Below are 25,425 nucleotides of genomic sequence, written 5' to 3'. Positions count from 1 at the left end.
TTCTTTTCTTAGTGTCACCGGTATCGGTATGCCCTGATTTGCTTTCTAGGACGGCACCGCAGGGAGTGGTATGCGCAGCGAAAACCGAACCCAGAGGAAGTGGTGGTTGCATGAGGAAGCAGGAGCTCGCCAAGCAAGGGCGGACCCTCAGCAAGGATGGAGCCTTCGTCAACGGAAAGCTCACCCATGAAGCCTTCCTGTCGCTGGCCATCCTGACCGTCATCACCTTCCTGGGCAACTTCACCCAGCTACAGCTGGCTTCGGCCCTGCCCACCATAGTGGACGAGTTCCACATCACCCTGACCACCGGCCAGTGGCTGACCTCGGTATTCCAGCTGGTCATGGGCGTCATGGTGCCCCTGACCGGTTTTCTGACCAAGCGCTTCTCCACCAGGCAGATCGTCATCACCTCCATGGCCGTCTTCACCCTGGGTTCTCTGTTGAGCTGGCAGTCGCAGACCTTCGCCCTGGTCCTGCTGGGCCGCATCCTCGAGGCCATAGGCACGGGAACCATGTGGCCCGTCCTGCAAATCACCGTCTTTTCCATATACCCTCTTGCCAAGCGCGGCATGGCCATGGGCACCGTAGGTCTGGCCATGAGTGTGGCCCCGGCCATCGGCCCCACCCTGGGCGGCTGGCAGACCGACGCCAACGGCTGGCGTTCCATCTTCCTGACGCTGAGCATCTGCGGGGCTGTGGCGCTGCTCCTGTCCATCTTCGGCCTGCGCAACTTCGGCCAACGCGACACCAGTGTCAAGGCGGACTTCTTTTCGGTGGCCCTGTCCATCTTCGGGTTCGGCGGGCTCATGTTCGGCTTCACCAACATCGAGAACTTCCCCATCACCTCCATCATGACCTGGCCATTCATGCTGGTCGGCCTAATCGGGATCATCTGGTTCGTTCTTCGCCAGCTTCACCATGACAAGCCCCTGCTGGACCTGCATGTGCTGCGGATCAGGAACTTCACTGTGGGCACCATCATCGCCTCCATGTCCTTCTTCGCCTTCAGCTCGGTCACCGTCATTCTGCCCATGTACATCCAGACGGATCGCGGCTTCTCGGCCACCATGAGCGGCCTGGTCATGCTGCCAGGAGCCATCGGCACCGCCATCGCTCAGTTCTTCGGAGGCAGGCTGCTGGACCGCTGGGGAGCCCGTCCTGTAGCCATGACCGGCTGCTCGGTCCTGCTGCTGGGCACCATCGCCATGAGCATGATCGGTGCCAACACCTGGATCGGCCTGGTCTCCATCTGTCAGTTCATCCGCCAGATCGGCATGGGCTTCACACTGATGCCCTTGACCACCTGGTCCCTGAACAACCTGGCTCCCAAGGATGTTTCCGCCGGTTCTGCCGTCACCAACACGGCCCGGCAGATCGCCGGCGCTGTCGGCGCACCCATCCTGGTCATCCTCATGGAGTCCATCACCGCCCTGCGCCACAACGCCTTGGGCGGAGGCCACTCCACCCAGATCGCAGCCAACATCTTCGGCGTGCAGTGGGCCCTGCGCATTTCGGCACTGATCTGCCTGGGCATGGTCCTGCTGGTCTACTTCGGCGTTCGCGGAAACGGCGCTGGCTCCGGCCGCCAGATGACCCGCATGCTTCTGCGCCACATGCACATCATCCACACCGACGCGCCTGCCGTCACTGCCTCCACTGCAGACTCCAAGACCCAGGACTGATGATCACCGGAGAGTCTTTCTCCGGTACCTGCTGGATTTGACCGGATTCATCGCAAGGTGCAGGATCGACAGACCGGTAAATACAAGACATCAATTGAAGGATGTCCGTTGTCAGTCAACCCTTTCGACGGAAGCGTCGATCTCCTGTAGGCTCACAATCAGCGATCCTGTGGAAGGGGCTGGCCTGGGCAGGTATGCAGAACGGCCAGCATGGCCTGCTTTTCCGAACTGGTGACGCTCAGGGAGTACTTGTCCTTGACTCCTATCTGACGGGCCACATAGGAGCACTGATAGTCCTTGTTCTCGGGCAGCCAGTAGTCAGCCGAGGCACTCCCCTTGGCCTGGTTGGTGGGGCCGTCCACGGCGAGAAGATTGTAGGGGTCGTTACCAAAGCGGTAGCGACGGGCCGTGTCCCACTTGCTGGCTCCTGACCGCCAGGCATTCTCCAGGGCGACCACATGGTCAATCTGTACGGCAGAGCTGGTCTTGGGGCCTCTGACGAATTCGATGGTCCGTCCGGTATATGGGTCCTGCAGACGGCCACTGGCCACCTTGCACCCGCCGGGGGTAGTGGTTCGCAGGTCAGTCAGGTCACGGGTCAGCACATCCTCGCGCACATTGCAGCCGTTGCCGTCCTCATCGGTCTCTTTGAAGCCGAAGGCATCGCGCCGGTACTGGCGGCCGGGGCGTGCGTGATCATCCACCGTCAGATTCTGCAGGGTCTGAGCCGCATCGCCGGTCGCCGTGTATCGGCCGGTCAGCCGTCCGACTCCACCATTGACCCTTGGCAATATCAGGCCGATGGTGATGCCCAGGACCACAGCCACTACCAGAAGGATCAGCACCCGTTCCGTGAGTGATTCGCGACGGAAGCGGGCCGGGGCGGGATTCCTCCATGCCGAACCATACCGGCTGCGGCCGCGATACCGATATCTTCTGCGTCTCGGACCGGTCATCTACCGCCGATACCTCCTATGTCGACTGCATGCATGAATCATCCATCATAGCGGTCAGGCGTAGGCATAGGTCATCGGGTCGTGTCCTGCGCGCACTGGGGAGTCCATGGCATCGATGGCGGCATGCTCCTCAGCGGTCAGTGTGAAACCGAACAGGTCCAGGTTCTCCGACTGCCTTTCCCGGTGGACAGACTTGGGGATGATGATGGTCCCGTTTTCAATGTGCCAGCGCAACACTACCTGGGCCGGCGTTACCCTGTGGGCCTGGGCGATTTGCTCCAGCCTTCCGCCACCGGCTGTCAGGTCTGCGCCACGTGCCAATGGCGAGTATGCCTCGACGGCTATGCCATGCTCCTTGCAGAAAGCTGTCACCGTGCGCTGCTGCCAGCTGGGGTGCAGCTCTATCTGATCCACTACAGGGTATTCCCCCGTCTCCCGGTGCAGCCGTTCCAGATGTTCTGGCAGGAAGTTGCAGACCCCAAGGGTTTTCACCACCCCCTCATCGCGCAACCGATGGAATGCTCGCCAAACCTGGTCGGCCCGCCAATCGAATGGAGTGGGCCAATGGATCATATACATGTCTACATAGTCAGTGCCCAGCAGGGCCAACTGGCGGTCGAAGGCCCGCAGAGCGCTGTCATACCCCTGCTCGGAGTCACGCAGTTTGGTGGTCAGCCAAAGGTTGGCACGCTCAGAACCATCCTGGCAACCGAAGGCCTTGAGGCCACGGCCCACACCTCCTTCATTACGGTAGCCCGCCGCCGTATCGATGTGGCGATAACCCAGTTCCAGGGCAGAACGCACTACTCCAGCGGTTTGATCATCGTCGATCCTGAGCACACCCAGGCCAACCTGCGGAATGCGATTGCCGTCAGACAATAAGATGTCAGGAACTGCTGTCATGGTCCACACCTTCCCAGGATGCAGCCCAGCAGTCTGCCGGGCCATGCTCGCTCCATTCTAGAGCCAGACAAAAGCCCGGTTACCACAGAACAGGCGCATGTGGTCAAACCCGCTCCCTTGTGCACGGGCTTAGAATTTGCTGATGCCGAAGAAGTACAACACGTGGGTATCGAACCAGCGGTAGCCAAGATCGAATACGGGCAGCAAGCTGATCCTCATCATCATGCCGACCGTGCCCCAGGCGAAGAAGAGGCCGAGTACAGCCAACAGCCACATAAGGGCGCTGCAGATTCGCCGCGTTCTGATCAACCGGCGGCGTCGAGTGGCTTCTGACCGGGTCTCCTGGTCATGGCTGACCATGATTGTGGCCAGCGGCTCGCCCATAGTCCCCGGTCCTGTCGCCCGAGACTCCAGATGCTCCATCTGCTCCAGTTCGTGACGGCAGTTGCGCCGGCGACGTGAGAGCAGGTACCAGCCCACTAGACAGATCAAAAACAGGGCCAGAAGCACCCAGACCATGTAAATGGGCGCCCCCTCAGGCTGGGTGGGTGGCACGTCATCGCCGATATAGTGCCCACGCACAATCAGACGGTGGGAGTTGACTCCATAGGGATAGCAGGTCAGCAGGGTCACATAGTTGGAATTCTGGATTGGTTGCAGTGCGCTGACATCGGTAGGCAAGATGACCTTAATCCGGTCCACCTTGTAGCTCATATGCCGTTTGAGTACTCGAATCTGAAAGACATCACCCTTGCGCAGCTGGGTCAGATTGTCAAAAAGCATGTAGCCGACTTCACCTGTGTGCCCGGTGATGACGGAGTGAATAGTCCGGTTGTCTGTAGGCACGTGGGTTGTGGCGATATGCCCTGTGCCGTCCTTGAGTACCTCATCGCTGGTACCGTGCCGGACGGGCAGCTTGACATGGATCTTGGGGATCTCCACATAGGCCATCATGCCCTTACCGTCTACATTGAGAATTTTGTAGTAGCGACCCAGTGGTTCCTGGACTTCCTTGTACTTGAAAGGGTCCCTCAGTGTGGGCTTGCCCAATTCCTCATCGTACTTCTTGGCATCTCGCCACATGGCTCTGCGCTGTGCAGGCGAGAGTGCATCCACGATCTGATCGTAGTTGTCCACTGCGGCGGAATCCTTGGAATAGTTCACGTAGGCTGACAACAGCGGATAGAGGAAAATTGCCAGGCCTATCAGGAAGGCCAAGGTCTCTAGGAGCCCGAACCCTCGTCCCGACTTGCTGGCCTTGCCACCGTTCTTGGCCTGCTTGGATGCAGTCGCAGCTGCCTGACCAGCTTTGCCTTGTTGACTTTTATCCTGGAAATGATTTCCTGAAACTACAATTATCGGAGCTGACGTTGTAGCTTGGCCTGGAACAGACACTGAAGCTTCTATTGAATCTGAATCATCCGATTCTGAGCCTCCGCGATCCTTAGGTGTAGCCGAAGGCGGATAAGAAGGTGGTACATCGGAACTAGGAGCATAGGCAGGCGGCATTTCCTCTTGCTCAGTAGCCTTTTCCGACGAGGATGGCCCAGCAGTCATGTACGCATACGCAACATCATCGTCGCCGGTGGCTTGAGATGGTGTCATAGTAGCTGGGTCAGTGTCCTGGTCCATCTATAGCCCTCCTTGTGCTCCGCTTCAAATAGTCCAGTTATACGCCTTGGCATACAAAGGCCGGCGGCACCTGTACGATGCCGCCGGCCTTAATACACCTTCACAGATGCCTTTGACGCCAGTTGATGGCATCACACCGACATGGCTATGAGTATGCCTAGCGCTCATCTCTGTTCCAGGATCGCGCGACTACCGCCAAGTAGAGACCCATCATGACCAGAATCGTAAGCAAAATGACAGGCGCTACCATGGATACACCAGTAGCTGCAAGCTTTCCTGATCCTGGTCGCACGACTGGCACGACCTGAGACACATCCTGAGGCACGTCTTGAGGTACATCCACAAGCTTGGGACTTATAGTCACATCATAAAGCGGATGGACCTCACCCTGCTCACGGTAGAGCGGCAACTGCACGACCACAGGATCGGCTTTCACCTTTACATTGTTGGGTGTGGCTACCATAGTGACCAGCCAGTATGAGGCGTTGAAGTAGTCGCCATCAAAAACAGCCGGACTTCCGCCTGTCAGGCTGGGTGCCTCTAAATCGAGGTGAGCTCCTGTAAGCCAAACACCTTGTGATTTGGCTTCTGATGCGTTGGTTATAGTGCCTTCTTGATCAGAGACACCATAGTATTCAGCGGGTTGCGTCTTGTCCTTGAAAGCATCTGGGTTGGCTGCCACCTCATTACTGATGGCCGCTTGTGCCTTATCAGCGCCAGGATTATGGTCTAATGCCTCCACCCGGCTCTTCAGAGTACCTGCATCCAATCTTAGGGCACGAAAGACGTACCCAGCCCCAGCCGATACAGGAGAACTCGGTAGGATGTCTTTCTGATCTCCTTGACCTGAAGGTCCTCTCTTGAGTTGCACCGTCAGGGTCGGGTTGACCGTCGCCGCCTCTGCCGCCGGCGTCATATCGAAAACGGAAAGGCCTAAGCAGGCCAAGACCGCAATCAGACAGGGCAAGACCCGGTGGGTGAGGCATTTCGGCAAGGCAATTCCCTTCATAAACCTTCCCTTCCAAGGCCGCCTTTCGACGACGTGGTTGCGTCGGATTCGCTAATCCAAATGAAACCGAACCAGTGTCCCGACATGTGCGAACCGAAGAATATCTCAACGATCCGTATGAAAATGGCGGACGATCCACGGAGGAACCGTCCGCCATCGGGTCACCTCACATGATTCTTGATGTGACCGTGATCATCAGGCCCGGGCGGCGTTATTGCGCCGATTGCGGGCATAGAGAGCACCACCCATGATCAGTGCGCCGACAACAAGCAGCAGCAGGATGCCACGACCACCGGTTAGAGGCAAGGCCAATGGTGAATCGCTGTCAGTTGTCTTATAGTGAGCCAAATACCTGACGACAGCATCGTGGTTGAATACCATCTTGTTGCCTTCCGGCATTTCACCCACAGGAGCTTCGAACTTACCAAAGTTCAACTGCTGATAATCTGGCGTAAGAGTTGCATTACGACCATACTTCTCAACAATCTGAGCCTCAGTTAAACCTGTATCCCCATAAGTAATCTTTTCGAAGGGGATACCAGGATTGCGCCAATCCGTCGGAGTCTTGGTCTCAACCAACATCCAGTTTACACTCTGTACAGTCTTATCAGCTGCTCTTCCTGCCCCAGTTCCAAAGATGGGCAGGGCCGCAAAGGATACCAGACCTTTCTTATTAGCCGTAGCCTTGTAAACCTGGACACCTGCTGGAGCGTCACCTTCAGCATAGAACTTACCATCCGAAGCCAGATACTTGTCGATAGAATCAGCGTTCTGAACCAGACGATACTCAGTGCCCGGCAATGCTGCATAATTGGTCTTCTTATTCTGAACAGAACCAAAAGCGATTACAGCATTAGTCACATTTGTATGATCTTGTTCAGGATCCTTCGGCGTACCATCGCTGTTCTTGTTCTCGCTGTAGTCTGATGCGGCATCGTTAACCACACCACCGGTACCTGTGGAATCACCGTTGCCAGTCACCAATGCATCATAGGTGACCTCCAGCTCCATAACCGATGTTCCGATACCCTGAGCTTTCGCAGCACCGGAAGCGGTAAAGAAGTCAAAATACCAGTAAGTCACGTCACTCGTGGGAGCATCCGCAAACATCTTCTGTGTAGGATCGTTCAGACGAGCGGGATTCTCATTAGTAGCAGTGACATTCTTAGTGAAATCATCACCAACGGCTAAATCCACCGCATTTCCGGCACTAGGCCGAATAACAGCCTTGACGGTTTCTGGTTTACCCTGCAGCGAGCTTGACATACGATCGGCGAGCCGTACATCCTTGCCCTCACCCTTCAGCTCCGAGACGTCGAGCTTACCATCATTCTTCTTGGGAGTGGCATCTTTGTAGAGCTTCTGAGACAGCTTGTAAGTAATCGTATCACCGGCAACCGCCGTTGTTTGAGTCTTAACGTTGCCGTCAGCACCCTTAATGCTCTGCACAGTCTTAGCGAAAGATTGCGTATTGACATTCTTTGGATACAGGTGAAGGTGGTAGATAAAACCACGAGTCTGGTTTGAATCCGATCCATTAGTTGCATAGGGCAGACCAAAGAAAGAGTTTGCAGCAGTCTTGTACTTGTTCTGATCAATCCCATGCTTGTTATTGGTATCGAAAGCTGGTGAATTAGCGGTATTCTCGATCAGAACATAGTAATGGTTGGGACCTGCCGGGAAAGCTGCTTCCGTCGCAGTCGGCTTCCCGTTCTCATCGCTTTGGTACCACGTACTAATGACACCATGACCATCGGTGATACCGGCAAAATTCTTGCTGGAATCGGTGTACTTGGCATCCCAAGTGTTTGGGTCGTTTGCATCGATATCAGCTAGGTTCTTACCTGATTTCGGCACAACCTCTTTAACATTAAACAGGATGCCCTGGGCAGGAGTGAGATCATGGTTGCCGTTCAACGTGTCGGCATCTTTAGCTGAGCCGGTGGGCGCATACCCATCAGCCAGAGACAGATACTTGGTGACCGTTAACTGAGGCACCTTGGTAGCGTCCAGGGCACCGGGCACAAAGTTATCTTCACTAGTGAATCCATAGTTTTCATCGGCAGAAGCCTGGGTGGCTGGCAAAACGACCATGCCCGCCAGGAGCGTCGCTCCGGCAACCGCCAAGCCTAAAAGCTTAGGGAGCCTTATCCCTTCATTATCTCGTTGCATGTGCATGCACGCATTCCCTTCTTTGTTAATAGGCACAGGATGGCCAGGCACATCTTCGCCTCCCCAACCGATCACTTCCCCGACTCAGGGGGGTGGGCAATATGTCAACTTTGGGACATGCCACTGTTCCCATTGCCTAATCATCACTGTACCGACAAAGTAGGGACAACGCAAACCGACAAGCCGAACATGCAAAAGCCCCGCCACTTATACAGTGGCAGGGCCTTGTTATCTTTCCTGGAACAGGCGATCAGTGCCTGTTATCCAGCCGATGGTAGAGTTCGGCTGCACGCAGGTCGGCCTCGAAACGCCGAGGTTCGGTGTTCTCGTCTATGACGGCCAGTTCCACGCCAGCCATGCGGGCGAAGTCCTCCCAGGCCTCACGACCCACGGTGGTGGTCATGCAGGTATGGTGGGCCGCGCCGGCGCGCAACCAGCATTCAGCCGAGACCTTGAGCGATGGCCGGGGCTTCCAGAGAGCGCGTGCCACAGGCAGCTTGGCCAGGGACCCGCCGGGCTCGACCACATCCACCACATTCATGACCAGGCGGAAACGCTCGCGTACATCCGCCAGGGAGACGACCACAGCATCACTGCAGGGGGTGGCCGTGAAGACCAGACGCACCGGGTCCTCCCTGTCGCCGATGGACAGGGGGTGGATCTCCAGGCGGGGCCGTCCCTCGGTCAGCAGCGTGGGCGAGACCTCCAGCATGTGGGCGCCCATGATCTCCTCATGGCCTGGCACGAAGTTGTAGGAGTAGTCCTCCATGAGCGAGCAGCCGCCCTTGAGCCCGTAGCCCATGACGTTGCCGATCCGGATCAGAACCGAGGTCTTCCAGTCGCCCTCTGCCGAGAATCCGTACCCGTCAGCCATCAGCCGCTGGGCTCCCACGCCGGGCAGCTGACGCAGGCCTCCCAGATCCTGGAAGTTGTCAACGGCGGCAGTGGCGCCCACCTCTTCCATCATGGCCCGCATGCCGAGCTCCTCGCGGGCGGCCACCACAAGGGAGTCGTACCGGGAGTCCAGAAGTTCGGGAGCCACCTCATAGCTGCGCTTGTAGTCCTCTATCAGATCCTTGACCTGGTCGTCGGTGACGGCGTTCACATGGTCCACCAGTTCGTTGACCGGCCAGGTGTTGACGGAGACGCCGAAGACCCTCTCGGCCTCGGTCTTGTCGCCCTCGGTGACGGCGACGTCGCGCATGTTGTCGCCCCAGCGGCAGACCTTCATGTTGTTGGCGGCATCCCAACCGGCGCAGGCGCGCGCCCAGACGCCGATCTTGTCGGCAACCTCGGGGTCGGCGTAGTGGCCGACCACGATCTTGCGCGGGATTCCCAGCCTGGTCAGGATGTAGCCGAACTCACGGTCGCCATGGGCCGACTGGTTCAGGTTCATGAAGTCCATGTCGATGGTGTCCCAGGGGATCTCCACATGATGCTGGGTGTTCAGTTGCAGGAGAGGCTTGCGCAGCTTCTCCAGACCCCTGATCCACATCTTGGCCGGACTGAAGGTGTGCATCCAGGCCACCACGCCGATGCAGGCCGGGTTCGACGAGGCATCGACCATGAAGTTCAGGATGGAATCCGAATCCTTCAGCGTGGGCTTCAAAACCAGCTTGACCGGGATCCTACCCGAGTCGTTGAGCGACTGGGCGATGTCCGCCGCCTGGACGCCCACCTGGCGCAGGGTCTCCTCGCCGTAGAGGTCCTGCGAACCAACGGCGAACCAAAGCTCCTTGCCCTCGAAGGGATTTTTCATGCTCATACTTGCTCCTTTGCTTATGCTTTACGGCTCAGTGCTGGCCGTAGACGTGCTGGTACCGGTCGTTGAGCTTGGCTATATCGGCCGGATCAATGGGCTTGGGCGTACCGATCTGCTCAGCCGCCCAGACCGTGTGGGCCACCTCCTCGGTCATGGCCGCCGCCTTGACGGCAGCCTCGGCATCGGCCCCCACGGTGAAGGGCCCATGGTTGCGCATGAGCACGGCCGGGCAGCCCGGATGATCCTTTAAGGTATCGACCACGCCCTTGCCGATGGCCTCGGAGCCAATCAGCTCGAAGGGACCCACCGGCACGGGCCCGCCAAACTCGTCGCCCATCATGGTCAGCACGCAGGGAATGTCCCTGCCGGTGGCCGCCCAGGCGGTGGCATAGGTGGAGTGGGTGTGGACCACGCCATAGACCTCGGGCATGTGCCGGTAGATATAAGCGTGGGATAGTGTGTCCGAAGAGGGAGCCTCAGTACCATCCACCACATTGCCATCCAGATCGGTGACCACCATGGATCCCGGGGTCAGATGCTCATAGCGCACCCCCGAGGGCTTGATGACCATCAGATCAGCGGAGCGCAAACGCTGCGAGACGTTGCCCGCCGTCCAAACCACCAGATTCCACCTGGTCAGCTGCGCATGCAGGGTGGCCACCTGCTCGCGCACCAGTTTCACCTCATCGCGCACCTCGGGCGAATAATCAGCCAAGGACACCATCAGCAACTCCTTTTCCCGGCCCGATCACGCTGATCCGGCCGCTTGACGTTTTCAGCTCTCGTCCTCATCCCTGCAGGGGGATGGTCTTCACAGCCGCCTGCTCGATGGGCAGACCCTTGGTGAAGCGGTCGAAGAAGGTTCTGAAGCCCTTCACGTCGGCCGGGTCCGGCTGTTCTGTTGTAGACTGAACGCCCGCGAATACATTGGCATCCAGATAGTCGGCCAGGGTCTGGTCGGCATGACCCAGGTAGTCGGCCAGCACGGCCATCCCCCAGGCACCTCCTTCCACAGCGGTGGACATGACCTTGATGGGGGCATTGAAGGCGGCGGCCAGGATCCGCTGGGCCACCTTGGGGGTGGCGAAGATGCCGCCGTGGCCGACCATGGTATCCACCTGGACATGCTCCTGGCGGGTCATCACATCCATGCCGATAGTGACCGGCGAGAAGGCCGAGAAGAGCTGGGCGCGCATGAAGTTGGCCAGGGTCATCCGTCCCTCGGGGCCACGGGCGAAGACGGGCCGGCCCTCCTCCAGGCCAGCCAGGAACTCCCCGGAATAGAAGCAGTAGTTGATCAGCCCGCCTGCATCCTTGTCTCCAAGGAGCGCTTGGTTGAACAGGGTGGCGTAGAGCGCATCCCCCTTGAGATCCAGACCGGCGGCCTTGGCGAAGTCCCCGAACAGCCCCACCCAGGCGTTCAGATCCGAGGTGAAGTTGTTGGCATGGCTCATGCCGGCCGGATCCCCAGCCGGTGTGGTGACCGGATCCACCTCGGGGTGGAAGTCACGCAGGGGATGCTCCAGAACCACCATGGCGAAGATGGACGTGCCTGCAGACACGTTGCCGGTGCGGGGACGAACCGCGTTGGTCGCCACCATGCCGGTTCCCGCGTCGCCCTCGGGCGGGGCCATGGGCACGCCCGGCTGCAGCCGACCACTGGGATCGAGCAGGGCGGCACCTTCTGCGGTCAGTGCCCCCGCATCGCTGCCGGCGGTCAATGGCTCGGGCAGCAGGTCGTGGATGTCCCAGGGCTGGGCCTGGACCCGGGGCAACCGGGAGAAGATGTCCAGCAGGCCCTGGTCGAACTCCTTGCGGGAGGAGTCGATGGGGAACATGCCCGAAGCATCGCCGATGCCGATGACCTTGCGGCCGGAAAGCCTCCAGTGCATGTAGCCTGCCAGGGTGGTGATGTAGGCCACCTTGCGCACATGCTCTTCGCCGTTCAGGATGGCCTGGTAGAGGTGGGCGATGGACCAGCGCTCGGGAATATTGATCTTGAAGACCCGCGAAAGCTCCTCGTGTGCCTGGCGGGTGTTGGTGTTGCGCCAGGTGCGGAAGGGCACCAGCAGCTGGCCATCCTTGTCGAAGGCCAGGTAGCCGTGCATCATGGCCGAGACCCCTATGGCGCCGATTTTGGTCAGCGTCACCCCGTACCGGCGACGGACGTCCTCGGCCATGGCCGCATAGGCCGCCTGCAGACCCTGGTGGATCTGGTCCATGGAGTAGGTCCAGAGGCCGTCCTCCAGCCGGTTCTCCCACTCGACGTCCCCGGTGGCCAGCGTCCGGTAGTCATGGTCGATCAGTACTGCCTTGATGCGGGTGGAGCCGAATTCGATGCCCAGACTGGTCATGCCCTCCTTTAGTTCGCTTACGATGACGCCTTGTTCGCCAACAACCATGTCCGCTCCTTTGCCTGATATGTTAACGCTCACATAGTCTGGTTACGATTGTAACTGAGACCCGAGCATCAGGCAAGCCCGCGGGATGCGGGCCGACGGTGGTCAGAGGCGCTTGACTGCGTAGCCCAGGGACCGACGCTGAATCACATCCGCCTGGATCAGCCCCACACCGTGATGGGTGACCGGGAAGTCCACCGGCTGCCCCTGGTGAAGCAGGGCCAGGACCTGCCGCATGGTAGCCACCCCCAGATCCTCAAAGCGGGGACGAACCGTGGCCAGCGGCGGAAACATGTTGTCTACCGTGGGAACGTCGTCGAAGCCCACCAGACTGATGTCACCGGGAATGCGTATGCCGTGCTCCTGCAGGGATCGGGCCACACCCACGGCCTGGTTGTCGTTGGCCGTGACCACGGCTGAGGGCAGGGAGGTGCCGCTCATCCCTCGCTGATCAATCAGGTGGTTCATCAGCGTGTAGGACTCCCCAGCCTCCCAGCTGCGGGCGTGGACCACAGCCGTTCGTATGCGGCAGCGGGCGCAGGCCACCTTCCAGGAAGCCAGTCGGGTGGCGGCGTCCCGCCATTGCGCAGGACCGGCCATATAGAGCACCCGTCTATGGCCCCGGGAGACCAGCAGCCGGGCCAGCCGCTGCACAGCACCCCACTGATCGATTCCGGTCAGGGCAATCCGGCCGTCGCCCCGGCGGCGGCTCAGGGCCTCTTCGACGCTGGTGATCCCATGCGTCGAGGTGACGATGACCCGGGGCTGGCTCACCTCAACCTGGCAGGCGGCCCGGAACATGGTGTCGGTGGGCGTCAGAAAGATGAAGGCATCCACATTCTGCTCCAGGAAGGTGCCGCAGAGCTCCTGGAATCCGGCAAGCGTGCAGGCTGACTCGTCCACCATCATGACCGACATGAACAGACCATGGGAACGGGCCACGGTCTCGATGGCCGTTATCGATGAGACAGGACCGAAGAGACTGACACCGCCAGCCACCAACCCAATGGTCCGGCTGCGGCTGGATGCCAGGGCCCGCGCAGAGTTGCTGGGTCGATAACCCAGCTTCCTGATGGCCTGCTGGACCTTGATCCGGGTGGCGGGAGAAACGTCCTTGGAATTGTTGATGACCCTGGACACAGTCTGATGGGAGACCCCGGCCAGCCGGGCAACCTCGAACATGGAGGGGCGCTTGGACCGTGACCTGCCCCCGTTGCCTGCGGGCATGTGACCTTCTTCCGATAGCCGTGTCGACCGTTCCGATATTAGCCCCTGCAGGGACCGGACGAGGGCAAATGCCAGCTGACCCGGTGCAGACGGCTGGGCCCCAGACGGCGAATGGCCTCCAGGTGTGCACGTGACCCATAGCCCTTGTTGTGCTCCCACTGGTATGGGGCCAGGGCGGGATCGGAGGCGGCCAGGCGGACCATAAGCCGGTCACGGGTGACCTTGGCGATGACCGCTGCGCAGGCCACACTGGCACAGTGGGCATCGCCCTTGACCTGGGTGGACACCTTGGGCAGAACCGGAAGGTCGGGGGCGTCAAAACTGTCGGCTGCCGGGGTGATGTAGTCATTGGGGCCGTCAAGGATGGCAGCCAGGCGGCGGCCAGGCCCCAGGTTCATCCCATGCTCCAAATCGGCCAGCGCACGCAGGGCGGCAATGCCCAGGGCATGGACGATGCCCCACTGATCGATCTCATGATTGGAGCAGGCTCCCACCGCCCAGCCGGCAGCCCAGTCCTCCAGGTCACGATACATGGCCAGCCGACGCGCGGGGGTCAGCATCTTGGAATCCGCCACCCCGTCAGGGACTTTCAAATGGGGCAGGTCGGCCGACCTGACCGCCACCACGCCGACCATGGCCGGCCCCGCCAAGGCTCCCCTGCCGACCTCGTCCAGGCCCAGCACATACTCAGCTCCCTGGTCAGCCAAGGCAACCTCGGTGGCCAGGGTCGGCAGAATCCGTCTCACAGCCGGTTCAGTCCTGCGTTGGCTCGGGCACGGAGTCGAAGACCTTGTGCTGGTTGTTGAGCAGCTTCCAGCTGCCCACCGGGTAATAGGTCAGCAGTGCGGTGCCCTTGATGTTGTCCATGGGGACCAGGCCATTGTGACCGTCGTCCTTGTGCAGGCGGGAGTCGGCGGAGTTGGAACGGTTGTCGCCCATGACGAAGACGTACCCAGGATCCACCTTGACCTTGAAGGCAAAGGAGCTGGGCTCCACTCCTGGGCGCAGGTAGGAGCTCTCGTCCAGGGCGACGCCGTTGACGGTGACCGGGGCGCCATGACCCTTGCAGGCCACCGTGTCGCCGGGCATGCCAATCAGGCGTTTGACCAGGTGATTGCCACGGAAGCTGGGCCCGGACTCTTCACCCAGCCAGTTGGCAGGGTCAGTGAAGACCACCACATCCCCTCGGCGGGGGGTCACCATGGATCTGGTCAGCCGGTGAGTGGTCAGGATTCTGTCCCCAATGCCAAGGGTGTTCTCCATGGAGCCGGAGGGGATGACATAGATGCTGAACAAAAATATGCGCAGGATGGCAACGACGGCCAAGAGGGTAACCAGCTCGAACAGAAACTCGGGCAGGAAACCGCGTTCACCCAGCCGTGGGTGACTGCCCTTGGTGGAGCCGCGTCCATCGGGACGGTCCAAGGCATGACGGGGCGGCACTGGGGCTGAGGTGGCTCGTATGCCGTCGGGGTACGGGATTCCCGACGGGGTCGCTTCCTCATCCCGAAAGGCCATATCCACTCCTTGTCATCCACCGGAACCCGCACGCAAACAGGTTCCGCATGCCTCATAGCGTACACACCCAAGCATGGAAAAACCCGGGATAATTGCTTCCCGGGTGTTAGCGGCCAGGCCTGGGCTGGGTCGCCCTGGACGAAACCTACTTGTTGGAATCGGCCTTGTTGTCGCGACGCTCGACAATGCGGGCGGCCTTGCCGTGCAGACCACGCAGGTAGTAGAGCTTGGCGCGGCGGACACGGCCGTGGCGCAGTACCTTGATGGAGTCAATCTGCGGAGAGTGCAGAGGGAAGCGACGCTCGACGCCCACGCCGAAGCTGACCTTGCGCACCAGGATGGTCTCGCGCACGCCGGAGCCCTGACGGGCGATCACCACGCCAGTGAAAGCCTGGATACGGGAGTTGTTGCCCTCAGTGATGTTGACGTTGACCTCGACGGTATCGCCGGGGCGGAAGTCGGGGATCTGCTCCGCAGGCTTCATGTGACTTGCGTCAAATTCCTGAATCGCGTTCATGCTGTTCCTCCATGGCCGCCGCACATCGACCCATGACATGGATCGCAACCACCAAAGGAGGCGATCCTGGACGGAACCCGACGGTCTGCCGTCGGGGGTGCCGATCCGCCGGAGCATCCGGCTGGACCTGAAAGGAAGGGAGCCCATGCGGCAGCCGCCCTTCCGGCGAACAACTGTTCAATAATATACCACGAGCCGGACCTGCAAGGGCCCGGCTGGATATCAGCGGCGGTGGGCCCTGTAGAAGGCAATCAGGGACTTTGTGGACTGATCCTGCTCGGCCAGCGCCTGATCGTCCCGGGAGATGGCTGGGGTGATCTCGCGAGCCAGCTTCTTGCCCAGCTCAACGCCCCACTGGTCGAAGGAATCAATGCCCCAGACAGTGCCCTCGGTCAGCGTAATGTGCTCGTAGAGGGCGATCAGCTCGCCCAGAGCGGCTGGAGTCAGCGCGTCACCGAAGATGGAGGTTGTGGGCCGGTTGCCGGTGAAGACACGGGCAGGGACGATGGCCTCCGGAGTGCCCTCGGCGCGGACCTCGTCGGCGGTCTTGCCAAAGGCCAACGCCTTGGTCTGGGCCAGGAAGTTGGCCAGGAAGAGTTCATGCACGTCCTGGTCGCCGTCCTTGGCAGGGTTGGGGGTGTTGGCGAAGGCTATGAAGTCTGCGGGGATCAGACGGGTGCCCTGGTGGATCAGCTGGTAGAATGCGTGCTGGCCGTTGGTGCCGGGCTCCCCCCAGAAGATTTCGCCGGTCAGGCTGGTCACTGGCGTGCCGTCCCAACGCACGGACTTGCCGTTGGACTCCATGGTCAGCTGCTGCAGGTAGGCCGGGAAACGGTGCAGATACTGGTCATAGGGCAGCACGGCGTGCGAGTGGGCGCCGAAGAAGTTGACATACCAGACGTTGAGCAGGCCCATCAGGGCCACCACGTTCCGATCCAGAGGAGTGGCGCGGAAGTAGCGATCAACGGTGTTGAAGCCCTTGAGGAACTCCTCGAAGCGCTCGGGGCCGATGGTGATGGCCAGGGAGGTGCCCACGGCGGAATCCACCGAGTACCGGCCGCCGACCCAGTTCCAGAAGCCGAAGACGTTGTCCGGATCGATGCCGAAGTCGCGCACCTTGTCCAGGGCGGTCGAGACGGCGATGAAGTGCCGGCGGATGGCCTCGGCCGAGAGGTCCTCGCCGTCCTTGGACAGCAGGCCGCGCTCCCCCAGGCTCTTGAGGAGCCAGGCGCGGGCCTGGCGGGCGTTGGTCAGGGTCTCCAAGGTGGTGAAGGTCTTGGAGACGATGATGAAGAGCGTGGTCTCCGGATCCAGATCGCGCGTCTTCTCGGCCAGGTCATTGGGGTCGATGTTGGAGATGTAGCGGGCGCTGATGCCGGCATCCGCGTAGGGCTTCAGAGCCTCGTAGGCCATGACCGGGCCAAGGTCGGAGCCGCCGATGCCGATGTTGACCACGGTGGTGATTCGCTTGCCGGTCAGACCGGTCCAGCCGCCCGAGCGAACCTGGTCGGCAAAGGCATAGATGCGCTTGAGGGTGTCGCGGACGTCACCCACCACATCCTGACCATCCACAATCAGTCGGCCGCGGTCCTCCTCGGGACGGCGCAGCGCTGTGTGCAAAACGGCCCTGTCCTCGGTGTTGTTGATGTGCTCGCCGTTGAACATGGCCTCGATCCGCTCCTCAAGGCCGACCTCTCGGCCCAACTGGGCTAGCAGGGACAGGGTCTCGGGCTGGATCAGGTTCTTGGACAGATCAATATAGAGATCGCCTAGCTCGAAGCTGAGCTTTTCTGTGCGCTGCGGGTCCTTGTCGAACCATGCGCGCAGATCGATCCCCTGGCGCTGCATGTCGTCGAAGTGCTGGTGCAAGGCCGCCCAGGCCTTGGTGCTGGTAGCGTCCACTGGAGGATTGATGGCCATGGTTGTTCGGGTCCTTTCATGAGGTGATGCCCGGTCTACCGAGCACCCGGTTCTGTAACCCAAACTACTCACAAAAGCAGACAGAAGACAACAAAATCAGTCAATCTTCTGAGCCAAGTCGGATTGTGCTCAGAGTATGTCGTCACAGCCGTACTGGGCCAGCTTGGCCACCATGTCCTTGACTTCCTGGCTGCGAGCCCGGGGGGCCACCAGGAGAGCATCGGGAGTGTCGACGACGATCATGTCGTCCACACCGAGAAGGGCAACCGTGCGCTCGGAGCCGGGCACGACCATATCTCCAGCGGAATCCAGGTAGATGACCCGGTCTGCATCACCCAGAATCTTGATGTTGCGCCTGTTGGACGATGGCAGCAGGCCCGCCACCGAATTGAAGTCGCCGATGTCATCCCAGTCGAAGCCCCCTGGAACAACCGCTACGCCGCCAGCCGCCGATAGGGGCTCGGCTACGGCATAGTCGAAGGCAATCTTCTCGATGCCCGGCCAGCGCTCCTCCATGGCCTGGCTGCGGGTCCGCTCACCCTGATCCCAGACCTGGGCGATGGCCATGACGGCGGCGTGGAGCTCCGGCTTGTAACGACGAAGGCAATCCAGGAGCACCTGCGCCTGCATGACGAACATGCCCGCGTTCCATCGGTACTCCCCTGTGGACAGGTAGGCCTGGGCCGTAGAGGCATCCGGCTTCTCGACAAATTCGCTGACCAGGCGGGCATCCGGGGCCCCGGGAATGCGATCGGCCAGGGAGGGGCCTTGGTGGATGTAGCCGAAGGCAGTGGAGGGACGAGACGCTGCGATGCCGATGGTGGTCACATACCCCGCTCGGGCCGCTGCCACCGCCTGCTCCACTGAGGCCGCAAATGCTTTGTCGTCTCGGATGACGTGATCGGCGGCAAAGGAGCCTACGATGATTTCCCCGCCGTGCCGCTGGGCCAGCACAGCAGTCGCCAGGGCTATAGCCGCCGTGGAATCGCGAGGAACCGGCTCGGCGAAAAGCGCATCCTCAGCCAGATCCGGAAGCTGCTGACGCACCTGGTCTACATGCCGCTGACCAGTGGAGACGACCACATGGTCGGCCCCGCAGATGCCGGCCAGCCGGTCAAAGGTGCCCTGGATCATTGTTCTGCCTGACCCCAACAGATCATAGAGGAACTTGGGCCGGTCCTGGCGGCTCAACGGCCAGAGCCGGGTACCCACACCACCGGCCGGAATGACGGCATAGAAATCATTGAGATCCATGCCCTCCATTGTGTCAAGAAGCTTGTACACCCTCTGCCCGTATCCCAAGGCGTTTTTATCGCGCGCATCCAGTATGATGTAGCGTGTTGTCTTCTTCCGGCAGGTCCGGACGGAAGGCGAAGGCCACTTTAGCTCAGTTGGCAGAGCGTCTCACTCGTAATGAGAAGGTCGACAGTTCGATTCTGTCAAGTGGCTCTTCCACCAGCCGCCCTTTCAACGGCAGGGCATGTCGTACGCGCGAGTGGCGTAATGGTAGCCGCGCAGGATTTAGGTTCCTGTGTCTTCGGACGTGTGGGTTCGAGTCCCATCTCGCGCACAGGTATTAAGAACAGGGCCCGCAAGAACAGGCCCTGTCTGATGCTGCCGTGGTCAGTGTCGGCTCTCCTGCCTGTTCCTCAGGCAGGCCACGAAGCCCACCAGGCCAAGGGCCGTCAGCAGCAGGATCCTGAGCACGGAAAGCGGCCAACCGCCGGTCAGAGGCAAGGCCGAATTGGAAGGCCGGAATTCCAGCTCATGCGACACCGGAGCCGACTGGTTGCCGCCCTGGAACCGGCCCTGCGCGTCAGCACCCTCGGCATCATCGGAAAGCACCTGAGCAGAGAACACACCCTGGTTGACGCCCTCAGGAGGAACCGCCTGCCACAGGCCATGGTCCCCAACAACGACATCCGTGCTGCTATTGCCATTGCCGGGCCAGGTCACATGCACCACGGTCCCCTTGGTCTCGGGAACCTTCCTGTCCCCATCCACATACTTGTAGGCTTTCCCCGCCACCTGGAAGACGTCATACCGCTCCAAGGCCAGCGTGGTCGGCGTCATATCGACCTTCCGCTCGATGGAGGCCGGGCCCGAGCGGATATTCATCGGGTTGATCATCTCAACCTGGAAGGCGTACGTCTGCGTATCGTCACCGCCGGTGTAGCCTGTGAACTTATCAGCAGGGATATTCAGCGACCAGGACCAGGTTGAAGACGTCGTCTTGGTCAGGCTCAGCGTGAGGCCCGTCGCGGAATCTTGTGCAGAAGAAGCAGTGCCGGCAGCCGCATCCCTCTGGAAGGTGTTGGACGGGGTGGTCACCAGGCTGATCCAGTCCGAGGCGGTCTTCTGCTTCATCGAAACGACCATCCTCGAATCAGCCATCCCTAGACCCCCCGAGGACCAGGCTGTGTATATAGGAGACACTTCACCCTTGAACGTGACCACCGAATCCGCTGGCAGGCTCCCGTTGACGGTATGGGGCACCGTGACCGAGAACCTGCTGGCATCCGGCACGTTCTCACTCGAAACGAAATAGGCCGTCCCGATGTTCGAGAAGAACGAGGTCAGGCCGAACCCTGACGTGGACTCAACCACCCAGGCATGATAACGCCTGTAACCGCTGTACTTATTGCCCGGATCCGGCGACGGATACAGCTTGTTGGTGTCCTGTATCCGCCAGGAGCCCCCTTGCTTGCTGCCAGTGTCGACCTGGCACTCAGCCTCGCCCAGCCTGAACCCCCACGTGTCCGTCCCTTTCACCAGGTCATCGCCATTCGTGCCCTGCCCCTCCACAATGGGATTATTGGGATCCTCCCCGTAGAGAACGACCTTGTTGGGACGCTTAGCATCCTTGGAGGGCGTGCATTCACCGCTGATTACCGGATCAAGCTTGGTCGTATGCACGCTCCCAGAAGCATCCAGAGCACTGCCGGCATCGTTTTCGATCTTGGTGATCGTAGGATCATCAGGACGGGGCACATCATACTTATAGAAGGCACTGTTAATCGTCCAACCCGCAGAGATATTCGTATCCTTCTCCACGGTGGACATACCATCGTTTATACCGACAAGACCAGCGCTCTTGGGGTTGTACACTTCAGGACTGACGGTACAAGCGCTGCCGTCCCGATTGGTGGTGACAGGCCAGGTGACCATCTTGAAGTAACCGTCAAGATCCTGCTTCTCCTTGGCCTCCTTGAAATCAATCCCGCCATCATCCTTCTGAGCAGGCATAGGATTGCCATCCTTGTCAGTTGCAAAAAGCACGTTGGGGTTGTCGAGATATTGAGGATCCTTCGGACTCACGTTGAAAGCGGAATACTTACTGACTTGGGCCGCCTTGCTGGTCGTGGTAGTCGCCGTATTGGGAGACGGCTGCTGGCCTGTCACCAGGACCGGCTCAGGGGTCAGCTCATCGACAGGCACCCACTCGCTATCCTTCAGAGCCACCCACTGGTAATAGTAGGAATTGGTCTCAGAACAGATGCCATCAGGATTATCTCTAGTGCTGCCGCGCACATTCAGCCAGTACACGAAGAAAGAGCGGGGCGGAGCTGTTCCCGGAGCAGTGCCGGCGATTGCCCCAGTAGCAATGCTCTTATAGTCAGGAAAACCATAATCCGTCACCATACCCCAGTTAGCCTGATTGCCACCATAGAGATTAGGGTTGCTGTCCCACCCTACCCAAGAATACGGGCCACTGCACTGAAGATCAGCACCCGTGCCCAGGCATTCTTGCATATACAAGGTGAAATCCTTGCCATCTGCCGTTAAGGCTGAGGTAATGTTGGATACCCTGTCCGGCGCATTGATCATGGTGTCAGGGTTAAAATTGCGACAATTATCGATTCCGGTGCTCCAACTCCATGGACTACCGGGACGAAGGCAGGATAGGGCGTCGTCCTGTTTGCCAACAACCGCGTAGATATTCACCGGCTCGCTGGCCCCACCAGGCTGATAATATGACGCATCGGCAGAATTCTTAAGAGCCAGATCACCCTCAATGGAAACGGTCAGATAGTCATACAAACCGGAATTGATTATCGTGTGCACGGTGAAATACTCATCTTTATTTTGCGCCCACTTGTAGGCTCCGGACCAGGGCTGATCCGAGGATGACGCTGAGGCTATGGTGTTCAGATACTTTATTCTGCGATAAAAGGAAGTGTCATCTGACCCCTTGTACTGATAGACGAAAGCCAGATTGCAATTGCCCTTGGTATCGGCACCCTTGGTACCATCGGCGCAAGAAGGGTCAAACTCGTTGTGTTTTACCCGCAGGATGAAGTCCATGCGCAGCTCATCCTGATAGGAATCAAGCTTGTTGTTGTAGCCCAACATCCTATAGAGTTTGGGCTTTCTGCTGGCCGTTTCGTCCTGTCCATCAATGGCGTTGGCCTGATTGGCCGAAAGTGCGCTCAGCCCCAACGGAACAACCATGGCCAGCGTCGCCAGAAGGGTTACCAGAACGGCAATTATCGGACGGTTCACACCTTGTGAACCCTTAGCGCCCCGTTCTTGCAAACGCTTCAATACAATACCCCCAAACCACAATGAAATCATGCTCCAGAACAAATCAAGTCTGCTTTTGGCCTACCCCCAATTAAGGCAACTGCACATAGAGCACAACAATGCATATAAATTGTTCTTTGCCTTTTCAAGGCTACAGAAATGAAGGGCAAAATCTGGGATTCAAATCGGGTGTTTTGCGGCGGTTCAAGTTCTCGACCATGCAGGACCAGCACCCAGCTGGTAAGAAGCAATATGTTGTCTTCTTCGGGTCGTTCCGGATTGGGGGCGAATACTGCCTTGGCAGCAGCGGCACAGGAATGAAAAACAGGGCCTGTCTTCATCTGCCAAATTGCTTGCAGGTGGGCACGGGCCCTGTCGTATGCTGGGGGGGTCAGTGCCGGCTTTCCTGCTTGTTCCTCAGACAAGCCACAAAGCCAGCCAGGCCCAATGCCATCAGCAGCAGGATCTTGAGCACCGAAAGCGGCCAGCCGCCGGTCAGCGGCAAAGCCGAGTTGGAAGGACGGAACTCCAACGCATGCGACACCGAAGCCGACTGATTGCCGCCCTGGAACCCGCCCTTGGGGTCAGCACCCTCGGCATCATCGGAAAGCACCTGAGCAGTGAACTCCCCCTGATTGACGCCCTCAGGAGGAACCGCCTGCCACAAGCCCTGATCACCAACAGTCACATCCGTGCCAGTATTGTCAGGCCAGATCACATGTACCACGGTGCCCTTGGTCTCTGGAACCTTCGTGTCACCGTTTACATACTTGTATGCCTTGCCCGCTACTTGGAAGACATCGTACCGCTCCAAGGTCAGCGTGGTCGGTGTGATGTCGACCTTCCGCTCGATGGACACCGGGCCCGAACGAATGTTCATCGGGTTGATCATCTCAACCTGAAAGTCATACATCTGAGTCTCATCGCCGCCGTTGTAACCGCTGAATTTGTCGGCAGGGATGTTCAGCGACCACGACCAATTGGAATCCGCCGTCTTGGTCAAGCTAAGCGTGAGGCCCGTCGTGGAATCCGTGACAGCTGACGGAGTATTGACCGCCGCATCCCTCTGGAAGGTGTTGGCCGGAGTAGTCAGCAGGCTGGTCCAGTCCGAGGCGGTGTTCTGCTTCATGGAAATGGCCATCTTCGAATCAGTCATCCCCAGCTTCCCCGACGACCAGGCCGTATACACAGGAGATGCCACACCCTTGAACGTGACCGCCGAACCCGCCGGCAGACTCCCGTTGACCGTATGAGGCACCGTCACCGAGAACTTGCTCGCATCCGGCACGTTCTCCCCCGAGACGAAATAAGCCGTGCCGATATTCGAGAAGAACGAGGTCAAGCCGAAACCAGACGTGGACTCGATCTCCCAGGCGTGATAGCGCCTGTACCCGTCATACTTGTTGCCTGGGTCCGGCGATGGGTATTGCTTGTTGGTGTCCTGTATCTGCCAGGACCCTCCCTCCCTGCTCTTGGGATCGACCTTGCACTCAACTTCACCAAGCTTGAACCCCCACGTGTCCGCGGTCTTCACCAAGTCCCCGCCGTTCTGGCTCTGCTCGTCACTGATTGGATTGGCGGGATCCTCCCCGTAGAGAACAACCTTGTTGGGATGCGCGGCATCCTTGGAAGGCGTGCACTCGCCACTGACCACCGGATCAAGCTTCGATGTATACACGCTCCCCGAAGCATCCAAGCTACCATCTGCATCATTCTGGATGTTGGTGATTGTCGGATCCTTAGGGCGAGGCACATCATACTTGTAAAAAGCACTGTTAATCGTCCAACCAGCAGACAGGTTTCGTTCTATATCCGAGCTGTTCATGCCGTCACGTATTCCGACAAGACCTTTCCGCTCAGGGTTGTACACCTCAGGGCTGACGGTACAAGCGCTGCCATCCCGGTTCGTGGTGACAGGCCAGGTCACCATCTTGAAATAGCCGTCAAGACCCTGCTTTGCCTTGGCCTCTTTGAAATTAATGGAGCCATCAGCCTTCTGGGCAGGCATAGGCTGGCCCTTCTTGTCAGTGGCAAACATCTCATTGGGATTATCCGGCTGTTTGGGCAAGTTGAAAGCCGAATACCTACTAGCTTGGACTTCCGCGCCTACTGTGGTAGTCAACGAATTGGGAGACGGCTGCTGGCCTGTCACCAGGACCGGCTCAGGGGTCAGCTCATCAACAGGCACCCACTCGCTATCCTTCAAAGCCACCCACTGGTAATAGTAGGAATTGGTCTCAGAACAGATGCCATCAGGATTATCTCTAGTGCTGCCACGCACATTCAGCCAGTAGGCGAAGAAAGAGCGGGGCGGAGCTAGGCCCGGATCAGAGCCCGGCATTTTCCCAAGAGTAAGGCTATTGTAATCAGGAAAACCATAGTCGGTTACCATGCCCCAGTTGGACTGACTGCCACCATAGAGTAAGGGATTGCCATCCCAGCCAACCCAAGAATACGGGCCACTGCACTGAAGATCAGCGCCCTTACCCTGGCATGTCTGCATATACAAGGTGAAATCCTTGCCATCTGCCGTTAAGGCTGAGGTAATGTTGGATACCCTGTCCGGCGCATTAATCATGGTGTCAGGTTTAAAAATGCCACAGTCATCGATTCCTGCGACCCAATTCCATGAACTACCAGGAACAAGGCAGGATAGTGTCCCTTTCTGCTGTCCAACAACCGCATAGATATTCACCGGCTCGCTGGCCCCACCAGGCCGGTAGTATGACGCATCGGCAGAATTCTTAAGAGCCAGATCACCCTCAATGGAAACGGTCAGATAATCATACAAACCGGAATTGATTATCGTGTGCACGGTGAAATACTCATCCCTGTTCTGCGCCCACTTAGAGGCTCCGGACCAGGGCTGATCCGAGGATGACGCTGAAGCTATGGTGTTCAGATACTTTATCCTGCGATAGTATGTTGGGTTTTCTGAACCCCTGTACTGATAGACAAAGGCTAGATTACAACTGCCCGTGGTGTCGGCACCCTTGGTACCATCGGCGCAAGAAGGATCGAACTCGTTGTGTTTCACGCGCAGGATGAAGTCCATGCGCAGCTCATCCTGGTAAGCATCGATTTTGTTGTTGTAGCCCAACATCCTATAGAGCAGAGGCTTCCTGCTGGCCGTCTCGTCCTGATCATCGACGGCATTGGCCTGGCTGGCCGAAAGCGCACTCAACCCAAGCGGAACAACCATGG

At 59.1% G+C, this 25,425-nt stretch carries 18 protein-coding genes and 2 tRNA genes; 3 read left to right on the top strand and 17 right to left on the bottom strand.

Features of this window, described 5'->3' with window-relative positions; translation table 11 throughout:
- Nucleotides 1–110 precede the first annotated feature (110 nt).
- Entirely contained in the window at nucleotides 111–1,682 is a 1,572-nt protein-coding gene (locus tag H3T88_RS04325; protein ID WP_015021407.1) for an MDR family MFS transporter, read from the top strand.
- Nucleotides 1,683–1,840: 158 nt separating this feature from the next.
- Here the strand turns inward: H3T88_RS04325 and H3T88_RS04320 are convergent, their stop codons facing one another.
- The 14 genes from H3T88_RS04320 to H3T88_RS04255 all read right to left on the bottom strand — a co-directional run bounded on the left by H3T88_RS04320 (nucleotide 1,841) and on the right by H3T88_RS04255 (nucleotide 18,951).
- On the bottom strand, nucleotides 1,841–2,638 hold the full coding sequence (locus tag H3T88_RS04320; protein ID WP_232347135.1) for an HNH endonuclease family protein: 798 nt from the start codon (nucleotides 2,636–2,638) through the stop codon (nucleotides 1,841–1,843).
- 54 nt (nucleotides 2,639–2,692) lie between these two features.
- Nucleotides 2,693–3,541, bottom strand: a complete 849-nt coding sequence (locus H3T88_RS04315) for an aldo/keto reductase (RefSeq protein ID WP_198203678.1) — start codon at nucleotides 3,539–3,541, stop codon at nucleotides 2,693–2,695.
- A gap of 129 nt (nucleotides 3,542–3,670) precedes the next feature.
- Nucleotides 3,671–4,759, bottom strand: a complete 1,089-nt coding sequence (locus H3T88_RS04310; protein WP_198203677.1) for a class C sortase — start codon at nucleotides 4,757–4,759, stop codon at nucleotides 3,671–3,673.
- Nucleotides 4,760–5,330: 571 nt separating this feature from the next.
- On the bottom strand, nucleotides 5,331–6,182 hold the full coding sequence (locus H3T88_RS04305; protein WP_198203676.1) for a hypothetical protein: 852 nt from the start codon (nucleotides 6,180–6,182) through the stop codon (nucleotides 5,331–5,333).
- 195 nt (nucleotides 6,183–6,377) lie between these two features.
- The gene (locus tag H3T88_RS04300; protein WP_198203675.1) at nucleotides 6,378–8,360 is read right to left on the bottom strand and encodes a pilin N-terminal domain-containing protein; all 1,983 of its coding nucleotides are present in this window, start codon (nucleotides 8,358–8,360) and stop codon (nucleotides 6,378–6,380) included.
- A 244-nt stretch (nucleotides 8,361–8,604) separates the two neighbouring features.
- The gene (gene araA / locus H3T88_RS04295; protein WP_198203674.1) at nucleotides 8,605–10,119 is read right to left on the bottom strand and encodes an L-arabinose isomerase; all 1,515 of its coding nucleotides are present in this window, start codon (nucleotides 10,117–10,119) and stop codon (nucleotides 8,605–8,607) included.
- Nucleotides 10,120–10,147: 28 nt separating this feature from the next.
- The gene (locus tag H3T88_RS04290; protein WP_015021401.1) at nucleotides 10,148–10,840 is read right to left on the bottom strand and encodes an L-ribulose-5-phosphate 4-epimerase; all 693 of its coding nucleotides are present in this window, start codon (nucleotides 10,838–10,840) and stop codon (nucleotides 10,148–10,150) included.
- Between the two features lie 64 nt (nucleotides 10,841–10,904).
- Nucleotides 10,905–12,518: a xylulokinase gene (locus H3T88_RS04285; RefSeq protein ID WP_198203673.1), complete on the bottom strand. Its 1,614-nt coding sequence runs from the start codon at nucleotides 12,516–12,518 to the stop codon at nucleotides 10,905–10,907.
- Nucleotides 12,519–12,620: 102 nt separating this feature from the next.
- Entirely contained in the window at nucleotides 12,621–13,742 is a 1,122-nt protein-coding gene (locus H3T88_RS04280) for a LacI family DNA-binding transcriptional regulator (RefSeq protein ID WP_110416851.1), read from the bottom strand.
- A 38-nt stretch (nucleotides 13,743–13,780) separates the two neighbouring features.
- Complete coding sequence (locus tag H3T88_RS04275; protein WP_015021397.1) at nucleotides 13,781–14,488, bottom strand: ribonuclease HII; 708 nt, start codon at nucleotides 14,486–14,488, stop codon at nucleotides 13,781–13,783.
- A gap of 7 nt (nucleotides 14,489–14,495) precedes the next feature.
- Nucleotides 14,496–15,260, bottom strand: a complete 765-nt coding sequence (gene lepB / locus H3T88_RS04270; RefSeq protein ID WP_015021396.1) for a signal peptidase I — start codon at nucleotides 15,258–15,260, stop codon at nucleotides 14,496–14,498.
- Between the two features lie 145 nt (nucleotides 15,261–15,405).
- On the bottom strand, nucleotides 15,406–15,777 hold the full coding sequence (rplS, locus tag H3T88_RS04265; protein ID WP_015021395.1) for a 50S ribosomal protein L19: 372 nt from the start codon (nucleotides 15,775–15,777) through the stop codon (nucleotides 15,406–15,408).
- A gap of 222 nt (nucleotides 15,778–15,999) precedes the next feature.
- On the bottom strand, nucleotides 16,000–17,697 hold the full coding sequence (gene pgi, locus H3T88_RS04260) for a glucose-6-phosphate isomerase (RefSeq protein WP_198203672.1): 1,698 nt from the start codon (nucleotides 17,695–17,697) through the stop codon (nucleotides 16,000–16,002).
- A 129-nt stretch (nucleotides 17,698–17,826) separates the two neighbouring features.
- A complete protein-coding gene (locus H3T88_RS04255; protein ID WP_110416849.1) occupies nucleotides 17,827–18,951 on the bottom strand; it encodes a mannose-1-phosphate guanylyltransferase in 1,125 nt (374 codons plus the stop codon).
- A 122-nt stretch (nucleotides 18,952–19,073) separates the two neighbouring features.
- Here H3T88_RS04255 and H3T88_RS04250 point away from each other — a divergent pair.
- A tRNA-Thr gene (locus H3T88_RS04250) sits at nucleotides 19,074–19,146 on the top strand.
- A gap of 40 nt (nucleotides 19,147–19,186) precedes the next feature.
- Nucleotides 19,187–19,267, top strand: a tRNA-Leu gene (locus H3T88_RS04245).
- 53 nt (nucleotides 19,268–19,320) lie between these two features.
- Here the strand turns inward: H3T88_RS04245 and H3T88_RS04240 are convergent.
- The 3 genes from H3T88_RS04240 to H3T88_RS04230 form a co-directional block, all read right to left on the bottom strand.
- On the bottom strand, nucleotides 19,321–22,200 hold the full coding sequence (locus tag H3T88_RS04240) for a hypothetical protein (protein ID WP_332461010.1): 2,880 nt from the start codon (nucleotides 22,198–22,200) through the stop codon (nucleotides 19,321–19,323).
- Nucleotides 22,201–22,268: 68 nt separating this feature from the next.
- Nucleotides 22,269–22,562 carry a hypothetical protein gene (locus H3T88_RS04235; protein ID WP_198203670.1) on the bottom strand — a complete coding sequence of 98 codons (294 nt, stop codon included), beginning with the start codon at nucleotides 22,560–22,562 and terminating at the stop codon, nucleotides 22,269–22,271.
- Between the two features lie 50 nt (nucleotides 22,563–22,612).
- On the bottom strand, nucleotides 22,613–25,423 hold the full coding sequence (locus H3T88_RS04230; protein ID WP_232347134.1) for a hypothetical protein: 2,811 nt from the start codon (nucleotides 25,421–25,423) through the stop codon (nucleotides 22,613–22,615).
- Nucleotides 25,424–25,425: the final 2 nt, after the last annotated feature.

The sequence above is a fragment of the Bifidobacterium sp. W8110 genome (assembly GCF_016101375.1).
GTDB classification, from domain to species: Bacteria; Actinomycetota; Actinomycetes; order Actinomycetales; family Bifidobacteriaceae; genus Bombiscardovia; species Bombiscardovia asteroides.
Note: the sequence above shows the minus strand (reverse complement) of the source record. Positions and strands in the feature narration are given on the sequence as shown.